Annotated in this window: 14 protein-coding genes and 1 pseudogene; 8 read left to right on the top strand and 7 right to left on the bottom strand. The window is 43.4% G+C overall.

Annotated elements, in window-relative coordinates; all coding sequences use genetic code 11:
- Positions 1–178: 178 nt before the first annotated feature.
- Genes ppk1 through QV280_RS02440 form a run of 3 tightly spaced genes read left to right on the top strand, consistent with a single transcriptional unit; the run spans position 179 to position 4,603 of the window.
- Entirely contained in the window at positions 179–2,272 is a 2,094-nt protein-coding gene (gene ppk1, locus QV280_RS02450) for a polyphosphate kinase 1 (RefSeq protein WP_152822488.1), read from the top strand.
- Complete coding sequence (gene ppx / locus QV280_RS02445) at positions 2,247–3,800, top strand: exopolyphosphatase (protein WP_261823634.1); 1,554 nt, start codon at positions 2,247–2,249, stop codon at positions 3,798–3,800. Before ppk1 ends, ppx begins: the two co-directional genes overlap by 26 nt.
- A 56-nt stretch (positions 3,801–3,856) precedes the next feature.
- Positions 3,857–4,603, top strand: coding sequence for a copper homeostasis protein CutC (locus QV280_RS02440; protein WP_152822485.1), 747 nt, complete (start codon positions 3,857–3,859; stop codon positions 4,601–4,603).
- Here the strand turns inward: QV280_RS02440 and phoU are convergent.
- The 7 genes and pseudogenes from phoU to phoB all read right to left on the bottom strand — a co-directional run bounded on the left by phoU (position 4,600) and on the right by phoB (position 13,199).
- Positions 4,600–5,307, bottom strand: a complete 708-nt coding sequence (gene phoU, locus QV280_RS02435; protein ID WP_152822481.1) for a phosphate signaling complex protein PhoU — start codon at positions 5,305–5,307, stop codon at positions 4,600–4,602. The two genes, QV280_RS02440 and phoU, sit on opposite strands and share 4 nt — an antisense overlap.
- A gap of 15 nt (positions 5,308–5,322) precedes the next feature.
- Positions 5,323–6,141, bottom strand: coding sequence for a phosphate ABC transporter ATP-binding protein PstB (gene pstB, locus QV280_RS02430; RefSeq protein ID WP_152822479.1), 819 nt, complete (start codon positions 6,139–6,141; stop codon positions 5,323–5,325).
- On the bottom strand, positions 6,131–7,828 hold the full coding sequence (gene pstA, locus QV280_RS02425; protein ID WP_447026271.1) for a phosphate ABC transporter permease PstA: 1,698 nt from the start codon (positions 7,826–7,828) through the stop codon (positions 6,131–6,133). The genes pstB and pstA overlap by 11 nt, the downstream gene beginning before the upstream one ends.
- A complete protein-coding gene (locus QV280_RS02420; protein WP_152822476.1) occupies positions 7,825–10,014 on the bottom strand; it encodes an ABC transporter permease subunit in 2,190 nt (729 codons plus the stop codon). Before QV280_RS02420 ends, pstA begins: the two co-directional genes overlap by 4 nt.
- Before the next feature lie 190 nt (positions 10,015–10,204).
- A pseudogene (locus tag QV280_RS02415) lies at positions 10,205–11,133 on the bottom strand (PstS family phosphate ABC transporter substrate-binding protein).
- 26 nt (positions 11,134–11,159) lie between these two features.
- Positions 11,160–12,473: a phosphate regulon sensor histidine kinase PhoR gene (gene phoR, locus QV280_RS02410; RefSeq protein ID WP_152822473.1), complete on the bottom strand. Its 1,314-nt coding sequence runs from the start codon at positions 12,471–12,473 to the stop codon at positions 11,160–11,162.
- 36 nt (positions 12,474–12,509) lie between these two features.
- Positions 12,510–13,199: a phosphate regulon transcriptional regulator PhoB gene (gene phoB, locus QV280_RS02405; protein WP_152822470.1), complete on the bottom strand. Its 690-nt coding sequence runs from the start codon at positions 13,197–13,199 to the stop codon at positions 12,510–12,512.
- Positions 13,200–13,383: 184 nt separating this feature from the next.
- On the opposite strand from phoB, the gene rdgC reads away from it, so the two are divergent.
- The 5 genes from rdgC to QV280_RS02380 all read left to right on the top strand — a co-directional run bounded on the left by rdgC (position 13,384) and on the right by QV280_RS02380 (position 17,533).
- A complete protein-coding gene (gene rdgC, locus QV280_RS02400; RefSeq protein ID WP_152822467.1) occupies positions 13,384–14,292 on the top strand; it encodes a recombination-associated protein RdgC in 909 nt (302 codons plus the stop codon).
- Between the two features lie 139 nt (positions 14,293–14,431).
- Positions 14,432–15,805, top strand: a complete 1,374-nt coding sequence (gene trhP / locus QV280_RS02395) for a prephenate-dependent tRNA uridine(34) hydroxylase TrhP (RefSeq protein WP_152822464.1) — start codon at positions 14,432–14,434, stop codon at positions 15,803–15,805.
- 3 nt (positions 15,806–15,808) lie between these two features.
- Positions 15,809–16,063 (top strand): YfhL family 4Fe-4S dicluster ferredoxin, encoded by a 255-nt coding sequence (locus QV280_RS02390; protein WP_023404775.1) that lies wholly within the window; start codon positions 15,809–15,811, stop codon positions 16,061–16,063.
- Positions 16,064–16,223: 160 nt separating this feature from the next.
- Positions 16,224–16,679, top strand: a complete 456-nt coding sequence (locus QV280_RS02385) for a DUF6314 family protein (protein WP_152822461.1) — start codon at positions 16,224–16,226, stop codon at positions 16,677–16,679.
- A 2-nt stretch (positions 16,680–16,681) separates the two neighbouring features.
- Positions 16,682–17,533, top strand: coding sequence for a DMT family transporter (locus tag QV280_RS02380; protein ID WP_152822458.1), 852 nt, complete (start codon positions 16,682–16,684; stop codon positions 17,531–17,533).
- Positions 17,534–17,582: the final 49 nt, after the last annotated feature.

Here is a 17,582-nt window from a genome sequence, read left to right as displayed (position 1 = left end):
CATTGACTGGCTTTTTTTGTTTACTTTCCACTCAACCTGCTTCCTTTTTCACCGCAAGACATATTTATTTACAGCTTATGTGGTAATTGTCACACAAATGAAATCCAACGGTAATAATATTTTCGCTATCCAATGTTTGACATTTCCCCGCATTGTAATTTAGAAAAACGGAATAGCGATGAGCACAGAAAAAATATATGTAGAAAAAGAACTTAGCTGGCTTTCTTTCAATGAGCGCGTGCTGCAAGAAGCCGCGGACAAATCAGTACCATTGATCGAAAGAATCCGCTTCCTAGGTATATTCTCTAATAACCTAGATGAGTTCTACAAAGTGCGCTTCTCTGATGTAAAACGCCGGATTTTGATCAACCAAGAACACAAACGCCAAGACAAATCCAAACGTCTACTCAGCAAAATGCAAAGTAAAGCTATGAAACTCAATCAAAAGTTTGATGAGCTTTACGGCGAATTGCTACTAGAAATGGCACGCCGTCGAATCTTCTTGGTAAATGAATCTCAAATTGATCAAACTCAGCAACAATGGATCAAGAAGTTCTTTCGCAAAGAGGTGCTTCCTCATATCACTCCTATCGTGATGCACGAAGAAATCAACGTATTAGATTTCCTTAAAGATGAGTGTGCCTACCTTTGTGTTTCCCTAGTGAAAAACAATGTTTCTCAATATGCACTTTTAGAAATCCCAACCGACCATTTGCCTCGATTTGTGATGGTTCCTGAGCAAAAAGGTAAGCGTAGAAAAACCATTATTTTTCTCGATAACGTTATACGTTACTGCCTTGATGATATTTTTAGCAACTTCTTCGAATACGATGAAATCAACTGTTATTCAATGAAGATGACTCGTGATGCTGAATATGACTTAAGCTACGAAGTCGAACACAGTCTCTTAGAACAAATGTCTGAAGGACTTAGCCAACGTCTTTCGGCTATGCCAGTTCGTTTTGTGTATGAAAAAACCATGCCCGCAGAAATGCTTGAGTTTTTATGCCGTAAACTGGAAATCTCTAACTACGATAGTTTAATTCCCGGTGGTCGTTACCATAACTTTAAAGACTTTATTGGCTTCCCTAATGTGGGGCGTGATTACTTAGAAAATAAACCGCTTCCTCCACTAAAAGCGGCAGTATTTGAGAATTATCGCAACAGCTTTGATGCGATTCGTGCCGAGGATATTCTTCTTCATTATCCGTACCACACCTTTGATCATATCTCTGAGCTTGTTCGTGAAGCCTCTTTTGATCCCAAGGTCATTAGCATTAAGATCAATATCTATCGTGTTGCGAAAGGTTCGAGACTAATGAACTCGCTTATCGATGCCGTCAACAACGGTAAGAGCGTAACGGTAGTGGTAGAGTTGCAAGCTCGCTTTGATGAAAAAGCCAATATCTTATGGTCAAAACGTTTAACTGACGCAGGTGTACACGTTATCTTTGGTGCTCCGGGCCTTAAAATTCACTCTAAGTTATTGCTTATTAACCGTAGAGAAGGCGAAATCATCAAACGCTACGCGCATATTGGTACAGGTAACTTCCATGAAAAAACTGCGCGTATTTATACCGATTTCTCACTACTCACGGCTAAGCAAGAAATCACTGACGAAGTACGCCAAGTGTTTGGCTACATTGAAAACCCTTATCGCCCAGTGAAATTTAAACAACTGATTGTTTCACCTAGAAACTCTCGTGAGCGTTTATACGAATTGATCGATGGCGAAATTGAGCACGCCAACGAAGGTCGCAAATCAGGCATTACTTTAAAAGTGAACAACTTGGTTGATAAAGGCTTGATCAACAAACTCTACCAAGCAAGTACCGCTGGCGTACCTGTGCGTATGATTATCCGCGGCATGTGTTCATTAGTCCCTGGCGTAGAAGGCGTGAGTGATAATATTCAGGTGATCAGTGTTATTGACCGATTCCTTGAACACCCACGAGTGCTTATTACCGAAAATGGTGGAGACCAGAAAGTCTACATCTCTTCTGCTGACTGGATGACTCGAAATATCGAGAACCGTATTGAGGTTGCTGCCCCAATCAATGATCCAGTATTAAAGCAGAGAATTATTGATATTATCGAGCTACAATTCACGGACACAGTTAAAGCTCGATGGATCGATAAAGAAATGTCGAATGCTTATGTGGCACGAGGTAATCGCCGTAAAGTTAGATCTCAAGTGGCGACCTACAATTACATTAAGCAAACAGAAAAACAGGTAAGAAAACTGAGTGAGCCAGCAATTGAAACAGCCTAACTCAATACAAAACAGTGAAGCTGCTCTAGAAGAAAAGGATATCGCCGCCATCGACCTTGGCTCTAACAGCTTCCATATGGTAGTTGCCAAGGTTGTTGGACAAGACTTGCAAATTGTCAGTCGCCACAAGCAGCGAGTTAAACTTGCCAGTGGATTGGATGAGCACAACCTCTTATCTGAAGAATCGATGCAACGTGGGTTAGATTGCCTAGCCATGTTCGCTGAACGACTGGAAGGCTTTAAAGTCAATAACGTTAGAATTGTGGCTACCCACACTTTACGTATTGCCAAAAACGCCAACCAGTTTATTCAGCGAGCGCAGAAGGTGCTGCCCTTCCCTATCGAATTGATTCCAGGGGAAGAAGAAGCGCGTTTGATCTATCTTGGCGTTGCACACACTCAGCCGGTATCAAAGAATAAATTAGTGATTGATATCGGCGGTGGCAGTACCGAGCTTATTATTGGTGAAGGTTTTGACTCTGAACTAGTCAATAGCCAACAAATGGGGTGTGTTAGCTATGCTCATCGCTATTTTAGCGATGGCAAACTCACCAGCAAAAACTTCACTAAAGCCAATCTTGCCGCGCAACGTGAGCTGCAGTTTTTAGCTAAGCAGTACAAACAGCGTGGCTGGGAGCTCGCACTCGGCTCATCAGGCACAGTGAAAGCTATCCGCGAATGTTTGATTTCACTTGGTTTTGAAGATGGCATCGTCACTTGTAAACGACTGAAAAAGCTCATAGCTCATCTGTGCGAATTTAAACGAGTCGATAAGATTGTCATCAAAGGGATTTTAGAAGAGCGATTGTCTGTTCTTGCTCCCGGCGTTGCTATCTTGCAAGCGATATTAGAATCGTTAGATATTGACGAGTTGCATTATTCTCCCGGCGCTTTGCGAGAAGGCGTAATGTACGAAATGGAGAAAAAGTTTACTCACTCTGATATTCGTATGCGCACCGCAGAAAATCTGGCACTAAAACATCGAATCGATGTTGAACAAGCCAACCGAGTAAGAGCGCATGCTAAGCACTTCCTTAAACAAGTGATCAGCGACACCGATTTAGAGAAAAACAGTGAGTTAGTAAAACTGCTCAACTGGGCGGCACTGCTGCATGAAGTGGGTCTTAGCTTAAGTTATCGCGGTTATCATCGTCACTCTCATTATTTATTACAGCACACTAATATGCCGGGCTTTAATAGTGAGCAACAACGACTGATCGCCACTTTAGCTCGTTATCAACGTAAAGCGTTAAAGCTGAACGAGATGCAAGAGTTTAGCCTGTATGCTAAAAATAACATTCTCGACCTGATTAAGATTTTACGATTAGCCATTGTCATCAATGTGTCTAGAAATGATGCCAAAGCGAACTTATGGCAATTGACCATTAAAGATGGCGAATGGATTTTGACGCACACCGCGCCAGAATACTTTGCTGAAAACAGCCTACTTCTATTAGGTTTAGAGCAAGAGCAGCTGTATTGGAAAAACGCAGGGTGGACATTAACCCTTCCTTTTTCGCATGAATAAGTAAAACAATAAAGGGCTCTAAGAGCCCTTTGTTTTTTCTACCATTTGGGGTTTTTATGCCGTATCAAATTGAAGTTTGTATCGACAATATTGAGTCACTCTGCACTGCAATAAAAGCAGGAGCCACTCGTCTCGAACTATGTTCGTCTTTAACTTTAGGAGGACTCACCCCAAGCTACGGCTTCATGCTACAAGCCAAGCAACACGCTAGCATCCCTATTTATGCCATGATTAGACCGCGTCAGGGAGACTTTTTATTCTCTGAGGCAGAAGTGGCAATCATGCTAGAAGACATCAAAGCCGCTAAACGTGCCAAGCTAGATGGTGTAGTTATTGGCATTCTAACGGCGCAAGCTGAGGTGAATTACGAAGCGTGTCAGAAACTTATGGATGCGGCGACCGGTATGGGTGTGACTTTTCATCGAGCGATCGACCAGTGTAAGAACATCACACAGGCACTGGAAGATATTATCAAGCTAGGATGTGAGCGAGTGCTAACTTCAGGGCAAAAAAGCACAGCAGAACAAGGCGTTGCTACTCTAGCAAACATGCATCAACAAGCGGCAGGGCGCATTAACATCATGGCGGGAGCAGGCGTTAATGCCAGCAATGCCCAGTACATTATTGAGCAAAGCGGCGTCAATGAATTACACCTATCAGGTAAAAGTATGCGCCCAAGTCACATGCTCCATATCCAAGATGAAGCGCAAATGGGCGCGAATACTATCGATGATTTTCAGATCCCAGTAACGGATTTTAATGCCATTCAGGCTATGAAGCAGGCGTTAGACAATATCCGCTAAACGGATTCACTGCCTTTGTATTTATCAATTTCTTCGTTGTCTGAGTGTCGAACGTCTTTGCCTTTAACGCAGTAAATAATGTATTCACAAATATTCTGACAGCGGTCTCCCACTCGTTCAATTGCTCGCGCTGACCACATGACTTGCAAGATGGTTGGAATCATTTTCGGCTCATCCATCATGCTTTGCGTAAGCTGACGGATAATATTTTGATACTCTTCATTGACCCTATCATCCATATCATAGATGTGTGCGGCAGCGTCAATATCGAGGCGAGCAAAGGCATCTAACACCTGATGCAACATACCTATCGCTAAGCGACACAGAGGCTCTAGAGAGTTTTGATAACGAGGATCAGAGCTTTTGTTCTCTAACGAGGTACGAGCAAGGTGAGAAGCTACATCACCAATACGTTCAAGCTCGGTAATGGTTTTGATGATGCTCATAACCAGCCTTAAATCACCCGCCGTCGGCTGACGTCTGGCAATGATTCGAGTACAGGCTTCATCAATGATCACTTCCATTGAGTTTACGTTATGGTCCTCGGCAACCACTTTCTTTGCCAATTGATAATCTTGTTTAACCAAAGAACGTAACGCATACGCTAATTGCTGTTCAACCAAACCACCCATGGTTAAAACATGGCTACGAATAGCCTCAAGCTCTACGTTATATTGCCCTGATATATGGCGACCTGTGTGCATTTAGTTCAATACTCCTTAACCAATGCGACCTGTGATGTAATCTTCAGTTTTCTTCTCTTTTGGCGAAGTAAATACAGTGTCTGTATCTGCATATTCGACAATGCGCCCCATATGTACAAAAGCGGTAAAATCACTGACCCTTGCCGCCTGTTGCATGTTATGTGTCACGATAACCACGGTATATTTCGTTTTTAAATCGTTGATCAACTCTTCAATGGTTAGCGTTGAAATCGGGTCTAACGACGAAGTCGGTTCATCTAACAGTAGCACTTCAGGTTCAATGGCAATAGCTCTAGCAATCACCAGACGCTGCTGTTGACCTGCGGCAAGATTTACCGCACTTTCATGCAGACGATTTTTTACTTCGTCCCACAATCCTGCGCCACGTAATGCTCGCTCACAACAATCATCCAGCACTCGACTATTGCGAATGCCTTGTAATCTAAGCCCAAAAATAACGTTTTCATATACTGTTTTAGGGAAAGGATTTGGCTTTTGAAACACCATACCAATGCGTCGTCTCAGCGCAGAAACATCCACATCTTCGCCGTAAATATCATGCCCCAATAATCGAATAGCACCTTCAACCTTACACCCCTCAACCAAATCATTCATACGATTGATTGAGCGCATAATGGTGGATTTACCACAACCCGACGGCCCTATAAAGGCGGTCACTTTGCCTTTTGGTATGCGCATTGAAATATCATGCAATACCTGTTTTTTACGATAATAGAGGTTGAGATTTTCTATCTCTATTGCCGTATTTTTTTCAGATAAGTTAGCAACATCAAGAGGTCGCAAGACATTTATGTTTGCAGAGCTAGAATACATGATCATCAAATCCTAAGTTTCGGTAGCTATTACGTAAAGAGTTCCTGATGCGAATTGCGATTAAATTCAATCCGACAATGACGGTCACAAGTAGCATAGAGGTTGCGTACACCAACGACTTTGCCCCTTCTAAATTGGTTGTCTGGAAACCCGCATCATAAATATGAAAACCTAAATGCATGAACTTACGCTCTAGGTGCATATACGGAAATTGTCCATCAATGGGTAAGTTTGGAGCCAGTTTCACTACCCCCACCAGCATCAATGGCGCAACTTCACCGGCCGCTCGCGCTACCGCTAAAATCAAAGCAGTTAATACCGCTGGCATTGCCATAGGCAACACCACTTTAAAAATGGTTTCCGATTTAGTCGCGCCAAGTGCAAAGGCACCATCTCTGACCGATCTTGGTATGCGAGATAAGCCATCTTCGATGGTCACTACCACTACAGGTAGCGTCAACATAGCTAAGGTCAAAGAGGCCCACAATAAACCGGGCGTACCAAAGGTAGGTGCAGGTAGGCTATCGGAATAAAAAATATCATCGATGCTGCCACCTAAGGTATAAACAAAGAAACCTAAACCAAATACCCCATACACAATAGACGGCACGCCAGCTAAGTTTTGCACCGTAATACGCATTAAACGTGTTATCCAATGCTTATGTGCATACTCATGTAAATACAAGCCTGCCAGAACACCCAAAGGCATGACCGCTACCGACATTAAAATCACTAATAAGATAGTGCCAAATATGGCAGGGAAAACCCCACCTTCAGAGTTCGATTCTCTCGGCTCTGAAATCAGAAAATCAATCCCTTGTTTAAACCAATGCCCTAGCTTATCCGTTACCGACATTTGGTTGGGATACCAAGCATCTAATATGGTGCCAAAACTAATGCGGTGCAGATCGTTATTCATATCTTTCACTAGTAGCGTTCGCTGTTCGATATGCTCACGGATCTGCTCTATATGCAGTTCTGCTTGTGTTCTATTGGCACGTAATTGTTCTTCTATAGCTTCTAATTCGGCAATGCGCTGGTGATCGTTAGACCCGTCTTCCAACAATCTACCTAGCACCATTTCTTTTCTTTTTATGCCTTTTGTTAAAGGCTCAACCGCATTCTCAAACAGAGCCTCTATCTTTTCATGCTCGGACTCGGTGAGTTTCATTAATTGCTTAAGATCTTGTGATGACTGAATCGTTTCGGTTTTCCCGTCACTTTCAGAGGCAACAACTCGCCCAAAAAACTGCCCACCGCGTTTTCTTTCTATCACCAACAAATCTGGCTCAGCAACAGGTTTAGACCATGCGTGAGTAAACTGAGAAACAAACCCATGGCCATACACATCACGATTGCCTACTTTAATGACTAAGCGTTCAAGCTCAGGCAAGGTTTCTTCCGCTAACTGCTGGCGTAATTTGCTTGGAATCGCTTGACGTTGAGTAATCGACAGTTGTTCCCAAGGCACATCTTGCCTTTGATACACCTGTCCAATTAAAGATTGGCCCGTTTCATTCTTCCACTCATACACAGTGTGTGGCCAAAAATGCCCCATCCCTTTCCAACCAATAAACAGCAGTACCGCCAGCATAGATAAAATACTGATCGTTACGGCCATTGATGTTAGCCAAATCCACGGCTTTCCCGATCTAAACCAATTAATCACTCGATTATTCCTGCCTATAAAGATCGATACTTATCGCGAAGTCGCTGGCGAACACTTTCGCCAACACTGTTCACAATAAAGGTAAACAAAAATAAAATTAACGCTGACAAAAACAGTAAGCGATAGTGAGAACTTCCAACCTTAGATTCCGGCAATTCGGTGGCAATGGTGGCCGTTAATGAGCGTAACCCTTCAAAGACATTCCAGTCAGTAATCGGCGTGTTGCCTGTTACTGTTAGCACTATCATGGTTTCGCCCATTGCTCGCCCTAAACCCAACATAATGGCAGAGATAATCCCCGGACTGGCAGTGAGTAGCACCACTCGCGTTAGGGTTTGCCATTCAGTCGCCCCTAATGCCAAGGCACCGTTGGAAAGGTGTTTCGGCACCGAATAAATCGCATCTTCTGAGATGGTGAAAATAGTCGGGATAACTGCAAACCCCATCGCAATGCCCACCACTAACGTGTTGCGCTGCTGATAATCCCAGCCTTTGTCTGCAAGGAAGTAAATAAGCCCATGTTCAAACAATATTTTTTCTAGGTAAGGCGCAAAGTAAAATAAGCCTGCCCACACCAAAATAATAACAGGCAACAAGGTCATAAGGTGTAACCCTTTAGGAACTTGCGACTTCACTCGATTAGGCAACAATGCCCAAGCGCCTCCACAACCCAATGCCGTCAATGGAATGACTAGAATACTCAGCATAAAGGCGAGTAAGTTCCTTTCCATAATGGGCGCCAGCCAAACAGCGGCAAGAAAACCGATGACCAATGTCGGTAAAGCTTCCATTAACTCAATCGCAGGCTTGATGGTGTTGCGCATCCTAGTAGACATAAAGTAGGCGGTATAAACCGCGCCTAACACCGCAATAGGGATAGAGAAGAACATCGCATACAGCGCGGCTTTTAAAGTACCAAAGACTAATGGAATTAAGCTAAATTTAGGCTCTACATCCTCTTCGGTCGATGAGGTTTGCCAAACATAATCAGGTGTCGAATAGCCCTCATACTGCACCTTTTGGGTCAGTTCTTTGAGTGATATTTCAGGGTGTCTTGCTTCAATTTCAAATTTAGTGATCTTGTCTTTATAGATGTTGATTAAGTGTTTATCATCGCGCGACAAGGAGCTTAATAACGGCGGTGATTGGCCTTCAATCTTTAAAATTGCTGTTGGTCTAGTCGCGTAGAACAGGCTATACATACCTTGTTTGTCAACCGTCCAGAAACCCTTAGTAGTATGCTCTGGGATAACAGACACAACCTCGCCACTGCTAATGTATTTTCGAGCCGATCTTAAGCGGCGCTCATTTTGGAAAGTGACAAACCAAAACTCAAGCTCATTACGTGAGTTAGAGACAATTGCCCCTTTGTCACCATTTAAGAAGCTAAATGCACGATGAAAGCCATTTCTCAGCCTATCTTTATTTTGCGAGAATAAGGTGAAAGGTTCACTGCGCATGTTGCGGGAGAAGATAGAGACGGCATCATCATCGAGTACCACGATATATAAGCCATTTTTTGCTACGAACACACCTGAGATATGGTCAAAGGTTGCGGGCAACTCCTTGATTTGATGCGTTGACTCTTCAGGCCCAATAACATAATCCAGAACTTCAACTTTGCTGTCGCTAGCTCTAGCAATTACCGCCCCTTCTTGTATTACCGTAAAGCCTAAATACTTGGTCTTGAAACCCGAGTCAGCAAACTCTAAAGCCGACAGTTCTTGGTTCACTTTTAAATTAGGCGTATAGATGGTTCTCATCTTAGAGTGCGAGATAATATATTCAGGCATCGCCACCTCTATATCACCACCAGCATCAATCATGGCAACCCAAGGACGAGGCGTATTAGTGGCAATGGCCACTGGATCTTTTTGGATTAAGGCTTGATTGAGAATCGCAAACTGATCTTTTAAAGAGAAGTAGATCACCTCACCTTTGTCATTGATCGCAATGCCATTATTACCCGTGTTATCGATTTTAGTATCGATAAAAGAACTGCCATCAATCGGCAGTTGATACTCTGTTTGCTGGTAACTAGAGGTACTAAAGATTGGAATGGTTTCGGTGAAAAAATAGATAAGAATACCGAGCAGACCAACCAACATGCCTAAACCACTGGCTCTGACTAATCCCGCAATCAATTTATCTTTGAGTAGACGAGTTCTATTTGTCTCTCTTAACAATGACGTAGCCTTATTCATTTCATGTGATCTTCTTTGATCTTGAGACTGTAGCTAAAGTATCAGCTATCTTGATGATACCAATATCAAATTCACATTTGATAGTTGAGCGACGATAGATGCTACACCTTTTGAATCTTACCGCAATAATAGCCAAGCACTTAGCCTAATCGACGCTCGACAAGTGATTAAAAACACAGCAATCCAAGCACTATTCCAGAGTTAAACCGACTTTAGCTAACTCTTTCTTGGCAAATCTGGCTGAAATTGGAATGTAGCCTTCACGGGCAACGGCATTTTGTCCCTGCTTAGAATAAATAAATCGTATAAATTCACGTTGTCTAATCGGCAACGGTTTATTTGGTTGCTTATTCACATACACATACAGCTTGCGACTCAGAGGGTATTTACCTGAAATAATATTCTCTGATGTTGGTCGTACATAGTTTTCATCATACTTGGCGATAGGCACTAAACGAGTGCCCATGGCTTTAGAAGCAACACCTGAATAGCCAATCGATGACACGGACGATGCCACCGCCTGTACTACAGATGCGCCGCCTAATAATTCATTGACTGAGCTATTAAAGTCACCACCACACAATACAGAGCTTTTAAATACCCCATACGTTCCTGAAACTGGATTACGCCCAAATTTTTGAATCTTTAGCTTGCCCCAAGGCTGCAAAATACCAAGGTCACTCCACGTTTCGATGTGTCGATTAGTACCGCAAAAATAGGTCACAGAGAAAATCGCATCCAGCTCAACAAAGTTAAGCCCTTGAATCGGGTTATCTTGATGAACAAAAACGCCTAACGCATCCAAAGCCACCACTAATTCAGTCGGTGAATAACCATAGTTACGTTCAAATGCAGCCACTTCACTTGGCTGCATTTCACGACTCATTGGCCCAAACTGAGCCGTGCCTTCGGTCAACGCTGGCACTGCTGTGGAACTGCCCGACGCTTGCACTTGCACATTTACGCTTGGGTATAACGCCGAAAACTCTTCCGCCCACGCCGTTACTATGCCCGCAAGGGAATCTGAACCCGCGGAAGACAAGTTGCCAGACTATCGCCATGTACATGGCGATAGTCTGGCAATTGAACGGCTTGCGCTGTCCATGACAGCATAAGCATGGCAAGTACAACTAGTCGTGACGCTCTCACTGCTCAATTAACTCCCTAGTGATAAGGCGCTTAGGTAGCACGAAGGAGAATCGACTCCCTTTACCGACCTCACTTTGGATCTCCAATTGTGAATCATGGTGACTCAAAGTGTGTTTAACGATTGCTAGGCCTAAACCACTGCCACCGGTTTCTCTAGAGCGGGCTTTATCAACGCGGTAGAAGCGCTCAGTCAGTCTGTGTAGGTGTTGAGGCTCAATACCATCACCAGTATCTGAAACTTGTAATGACGCCCCCAGAGGCGTCTCAGCCCAAGTGACATTTATATGTGAACCTGCTGGCGTGTACTTCACGGCGTTATAAACCAAGTTAGAAATCGCACTGCGCATTTGATCTTCATCGCCAGTAATTTTCAGTGAAGTATCCACATCAAAGGTTAATTGATGCTCATTCTTACCACTTAATGCTTGCGCTTCTTTTTCTAAGATCTGCAGCATCTTCGGCACATCAACAATGTCATCGCCTGCCCCCATAGGAGCCGCTTCAATCTTAGATAAAGTCAGCAGTTGATCAACAAGGCTGTTCATGCGGTTAAGCTGTTCTGTCATCACGCCATGCGCTTTAGGCCACATTGGTCCTATTAACATATCGGGATCGGCCGTCATTTCTAGGTAGCCTTGTAGCACCGTCATCGGTGTACGTAACTCATGAGAAACGTTAGCAAAGAAGTTACGACGCATGCCCTCTAGCGTTTTAAGCTGTGATACATCACGGACTACCATCAGGTGTTCACCATCGGTATACGGCACAATACGCAGCTCTAAAATACGTTCCACATTCAGCGGTGAACGGATTTCTAACGGCTCGGAGAAGTCATTTCTATTGAGATATTTTATAAAATCAGGAGTGCGCAATAGGTTAGTGATTGGCAATTCACTATCTTCAGGCCAGCGAAAACCCAGCAACTGCTGCGCTAATCGGTTACACCAAACAATATTGCCTTCATCACGAAATACCACCACCGCATCCGGCAGTGATTCAGCACCGTTTCTAAAACGGCGGATAAGACCTGTGAGTTCTTTTCTCTTGCGACGTTGGCGCTGTTGCAATCGGTACATACCGTTGAACAACGGCTCCCAATTACCAGAGCTTGATGGTGGCGAAAGACGTTTATCGTTCCATAGCCATTGTGAGAATCGGATCTGATTATGCAGGTGCCATCCTAACTGCAACAAAGTTGCAATCAAGAGCATCCATGGCATGTAACCTACGAGCCATCCTAGTAATACCCAAGGGGTATAAAAAAAAGCCAGCTCTAAAGCCAGCCTTCTCCATGTCAGTTTTTCTACCATCTAACGGCAAACTCCAGAGTTCGATAAGCCTGCTGGTTAGGCTTTAGTCGAGAATCGGTAACCTGCACCACGTACAGTTTGGACTAATTTATGATGCTCACTTGCTTCTAGGGCTTTACGTAAGCGACGAATATGAACATCAACTGTTCTGTCTTCTACATAAACGTTTGTACCCCAAACATGATTCAATAGCTGCTCACGACTGTACACACGCTCTTGGTGAGTCATGAAAAAGTGCAACATTTTAAATTCGGTTGGCCCCATATCTAGGGGTTGATCATTAGCGGTAACACGGTGTGATACAGGATCTAAGCGTAAGCCACGTACATCAATCGCTTCTTCCGTTGACGTAGGAGATGCACGACGGATAACAGCTTTAAGACGAGCGATTAACTCTTTCGGTGAAAACGGCTTAGTAATGTAATCATCAGCGCCTACTTCAAGGCCTTTAACTTTGTCTTCTTCTTCACCACGAGCGGTCAACATAACCACTGGTATATTGCGAGTCATTTCATCACGTTTGAGATGTTTGATGAAATTAATACCAGTACCGCCAGGCAGCATCCAATCTAAAAGAATAAGATCTGGGAAAGGTTCTTTAAGCATACTGACAGCGGTGTCATAGTCTTCGGCTTCAACTGTCGTATAACCTTTTTGCTCCAGCACAAAACAAAGCATTTCACGGATCGGAGCCTCATCCTCTACTACTAGGATTCTTCTAGACATCTTGTTTCATAACCTCAACTGTTTGTAAACTCCGCATATTATCCAGTTAAATTATGACAGTTTTGTGGCGATTGAAAACAAAAAATCATAATAAATTCATTGAACAACATGAAATTTGTACTATGCACTATTGCAATGCTTCATTTATCATTAGATTTTCCCCATCGCAATTCAGGGACACAATATGTGGTTTAAGAACTGTCTAGTCTACCGCTTCAATCGTGAAGTAGAGATAGAAACGGAAACATTAGAAAAACAACTTCAAGAGTTTCAATTCAAGCCTTGTGGTAGTCAAGATAAGCAAAAGTTTGGTTGGTCATTCGCAATGCCAGGCCAAGATCAACTGCTGAGCCATGTCGCGCAAAATCGTATTTTGCTGTGTGCGAAAAAAGAAGAGAAGCTGCTGCCTGCCTCAGTGATCAATGACGCTGTCGCCAACAAAGTGGATCTACTTGAGCAACAAGAAAATCGCCGCCTGAAAAAGACCGAGCGCGATACCATTAAAGATGAAGTATTAATGGACTTACTGCCACGTGCTTTCACTCGTAGTCAGTTGACCTATTTGCTTGTTTCTATTGAAGATGGCGTGATCATTGTTGATTCCGCAAGCTCTAAAAAAGCCGAAGATGCATTAGCGCTACTGAGAAAAACTATCGGTAGTTTACCTGTTGTTCCTGCACTTCCAGAAAAAGCAGTTGAGCAGACCTTAACGGAATGGATCAAAGGTGAAAGCCAACCGACAGGCTTTGAAATCTTAGATGAAGCCGAACTCAAATCGCCGTTAGAAGAAGGTGGCATCATCCGTTGTAAGCAACAAGATTTGCAAAGCGAAGAGATTTTAAATCACATCGAAGCTAATAAATTTGTCACTAAGCTGGCGCTAAACTGGCAAGAGCGCATCGAATTTGTACTGGCTGATGATGCAAGCTTAAAACGCTTAAAATTTGGTGAAGAGCTAAAAGACCAAAATGAAGATATTCCACGCGAAGATAAAGCCGCTCGTTTTGATGCGGATTTCTCTTTAATGAGCGGAGAATTATTAGCATTGGTGGGTAATCTGCACACCGAATTAGGTGGTTTAGAGAAAAATTAAGTGCTTTTGGCACTACAATTTGTGACATAGATACTTTTTTAGTGGCGATTATTACGGCAATCCCGTAAAATTCGCCCTCCTTATATCTCGGCACATGGTGGCGAGATCCTGACTTGAAATCAGAATAGAGTATAAAAACATGTTCAAACCAGAATTACTTTCTCCTGCCGGTAGCCTTAAAAACATGCGTTACGCCTTTGCCTATGGTGCAGATGCGGTTTACGCAGGCCAACCACGCTACAGCCTTCGTGTTCGTAACAACGAGTTCAACCACGAAAACCTGCAAATCGGTATCAACGAAGCTCACGCCCAAGGCAAGAAACTGTATGTGGTTTGTAACATTCAACCTCATAACTCTAAACTAAAAACCTTTATTCGCGATCTTAAACCGGTTGTAGAAATGGGCCCTGACGCATTGATAATGTCAGATCCTGGTCTCATCATGATGGTTCGCGAAGCTTTCCCTGATATTGCTATTCACCTATCAGTACAAGCCAACGCCGTAAACTGGGCGACCGTGAAATTCTGGTCAACTCAAGGCGTTGAACGTGTGATTCTTTCTCGTGAGCTTTCACTGGAAGAAATTGAAGAGATCCGCGAGCACTGCCCAGAAACTGAACTCGAAATCTTTGTTCACGGCGCATTGTGCATGGCGTACTCAGGTCGCTGCTTACTGTCTGGTTACATGAATAAACGTGATCCTAACCAAGGCACTTGTACGAATGCTTGTCGCTGGGAATACAAAGCAGAAAAAGCCACTGAAGACGATGCTGGCCAAATCGTAGAGATTCAAGAAGCGGTAACTACCGAAAACCAAGAGCGTCCAGACAACACGCTAGGTCTTGGTAAACCAACGGATGAAGTGATCTTACTATCCGAATCTCATCGCCCAGAAGAAAAAATGGCAGCGTTTGAAGATGAGCATGGTACTTACATCATGAACTCTAAAGATTTACGTGCTGTTCAACACGTAGAACGCCTCACTAAAATGGGTGTACATTCACTGAAAATTGAAGGCCGTACTAAGTCTTTCTATTACTGTGCACGTACCGCTCAGGTTTACCGCAAAGCCATCGATGATGCAGTAGAAGGCAAGCCATTTGATCCAAACCTACTAGGCACTCTAGAGAGTCTTGCTCACCGTGGTTACACAGAAGGTTTCCTACGTCGTCACACTCACGATGCTTACCAAAACTACGAATACGGTTACTCTGTTTCTGATTCTCAGCAATTTGTGGGTGAATTCACCGGAAAACGCCGCGGCGACCTTGTTGAAGTTGAAGTGAAAAACAAATTCATGGTGGGTGACAGCCTAGAGCTAATGACTCCACAAGGTAACGTCGTATTTAACCTAGAAGTGATGGAAAACCGTAAATCAGAAACTATCGATGATGCGAAAGGTAACGGTCACTTTGTGTTTATTCCTGTTCCTGAAGATATGGATCTAGAGTTCGCTCTATTGATGCGTAACCTAAACCCAGGTCAAGATACTCGTAACCCATCAGGTAAGTAATCGATGGCACTACTGATACAAGATACATGCATTAATTGCGATATGTGCGAGCCTGAGTGCCCTAATAGCGCAATTAGTATGGGCGACTCAATCTATGAAATAGATCCTGACCTATGTACTGAGTGCAAAGGTCATTATGATACTCCCACGTGTCAGTCTGTTTGCCCTATTACTAAGTGTATAATTACCGACCCACTACGAGTCGAAACGGAAGACGAATTACTAGAGAAATTCGTCATTATCCAAGGTATCGCTTAGACCTAATAGTTGACCTACTTTAAATCCGATATTCAGTCATGATTATCGGATTTTTTATGGACAGCGATTTATGGGAAGCAAAAACAAACGCAATCTATGAGTTATCTCTTTTAGACTGAGATAGAACGTAAGCAACTGATTTTAATTATGAGTAATCAAGATGTTTGATCTTTGGCAAGAGCTGCAAAAAATTAATCACTATCACTATCAATCACAACCGGGAGCTAATTCCGTTATGGGTTGGGCGGGTGCAGGTAATGGTGATGTAACTTGTGAGCTTGAAGATCAGCAAACACTCTATTTTAAAGAAGCAGGCCAATTTACCCTTCAGCAAAATGGCTATACCGTCGATACCCAAAATGAGTTTATTTGGCAGCGCTTAAATGAACATCAAATAAAACTGCTCCACAGCCGCTTTGGTCGTAACAATGCGGTTGAACTGTTTGTCCTTAGCTACCATGCACAAACCCAGCAATGGATCAGTGACGCCGCCCACGTCTGCGCTGACGATCTTTATAGTGGCACAGTGCAATGGCAAGACGACGCAGTTGAATTTAGTTGGACCATCACCGGCCCACGCAAACAAGAAAATTTACATTATCGATATACGAGGTAGTTTTGATATATCTAATCGTTACCACGATCATCTGGTCGTTATCATTTAGCTTAATTGGCGTTTACTTAGCGGGACACGTGGATGCTTATGTATCGGTATGGATACGTATTGCGTTAGCCGCTATCGTATTTTTACCTTTTATTCGCCTTAAAGCGGTTAAGAAAAAAGAAGCACTACAACTAATGGGCATTGGCGGTGTACAGCTTGGCTTAATGTACATTTTTTACTACCAATCTTTCTTGCTCCTCACCGTACCCGAAGTGTTAGTGTTCACCGTATTTACGCCGATTTACGTCACCTTGATATATGACGCATTAAAGAAGCAATTCAACCCTCTATACCTTTTAAGCGCCCTTGTAGCGGTACTCGGTGCCTTGGTGATTCGTTTTGATAACCTAACCGAAGACTACGTGATCGGCTTCTTTGTGGTGCAGTGCTCTAACCTCTGTTTTGCCTTTGGACAGGTCGCCTACAAATACTTCAAAGAAAGCCGCGAAGACATGCCACAAAAAGACATTTTTGGTTGGTTCTATATTGGCGCATTGGTGGTTGTTAGTATCGCGTGGCTACTATGGGGTAAAGCCGAGCTACCGACCGATCCAGTACAAATTGGCGTATTAGTTTGGCTAGGCATTGGCGCATCAGGTTTAGGCTATTTCTTATGGAACAGAGGCGCAAGCCAAGTCGATCCCGGCTATCTAGCCATAATGAATAACGCCCTAATCCCTGCCGGACTCATCGTTAACGTCACCATCTGGAACCGTGATGTAGACATGACCCGCTTAGTGGTAGGCGGCGCAATCATTCTGCTGGCGCTGTTTATTCATTCTCGAATTAAGCGTGTGGCTGAGTAAGTAATATAGAGGCTAAGTACTGATTTAGTGCTTAGTCTCAGCTTTGATA

It is taken from the genome of Vibrio sp. B1Z05, assembly GCF_052955985.1.
The sequence above is the reverse complement of the archived record's forward strand: the minus strand, read 5'-3'. Positions and strand labels throughout refer to the sequence as shown.

Bases quoted from the DNA above. Each gene is read 5' to 3' on its own strand.
- ppk1 (WP_152822488.1), top strand. From the start codon at position 179: ATGAGCACAGAAAAAATATATGTAGAAAAAGAACTTAGCTGGCTTTCT.
- QV280_RS02440 (WP_152822485.1), top strand. From the start codon at position 3,857: ATGCCGTATCAAATTGAAGTTTGTATCGACAATATTGAGTCACTCTGC.
- phoU (WP_152822481.1), bottom strand. From the start codon at position 5,307: ATGCACACAGGTCGCCATATATCAGGGCAATATAACGTAGAGCTTGAG.
- pstB (WP_152822479.1), bottom strand. From the start codon at position 6,141: ATGTATTCTAGCTCTGCAAACATAAATGTCTTGCGACCTCTTGATGTT.
- QV280_RS02420 (WP_152822476.1), bottom strand. From the start codon at position 10,014: ATGAATAAGGCTACGTCATTGTTAAGAGAGACAAATAGAACTCGTCTA.
- phoR (WP_152822473.1), bottom strand. From the start codon at position 12,473: ATGGTAGAAAAACTGACATGGAGAAGGCTGGCTTTAGAGCTGGCTTTT.
- phoB (WP_152822470.1), bottom strand. From the start codon at position 13,199: ATGTCTAGAAGAATCCTAGTAGTAGAGGATGAGGCTCCGATCCGTGAA.
- rdgC (WP_152822467.1), top strand. From the start codon at position 13,384: ATGTGGTTTAAGAACTGTCTAGTCTACCGCTTCAATCGTGAAGTAGAG.
- trhP (WP_152822464.1), top strand. From the start codon at position 14,432: ATGTTCAAACCAGAATTACTTTCTCCTGCCGGTAGCCTTAAAAACATG.
- QV280_RS02390 (WP_023404775.1), top strand. From the start codon at position 15,809: ATGGCACTACTGATACAAGATACATGCATTAATTGCGATATGTGCGAG.
- QV280_RS02385 (WP_152822461.1), top strand. From the start codon at position 16,224: ATGTTTGATCTTTGGCAAGAGCTGCAAAAAATTAATCACTATCACTAT.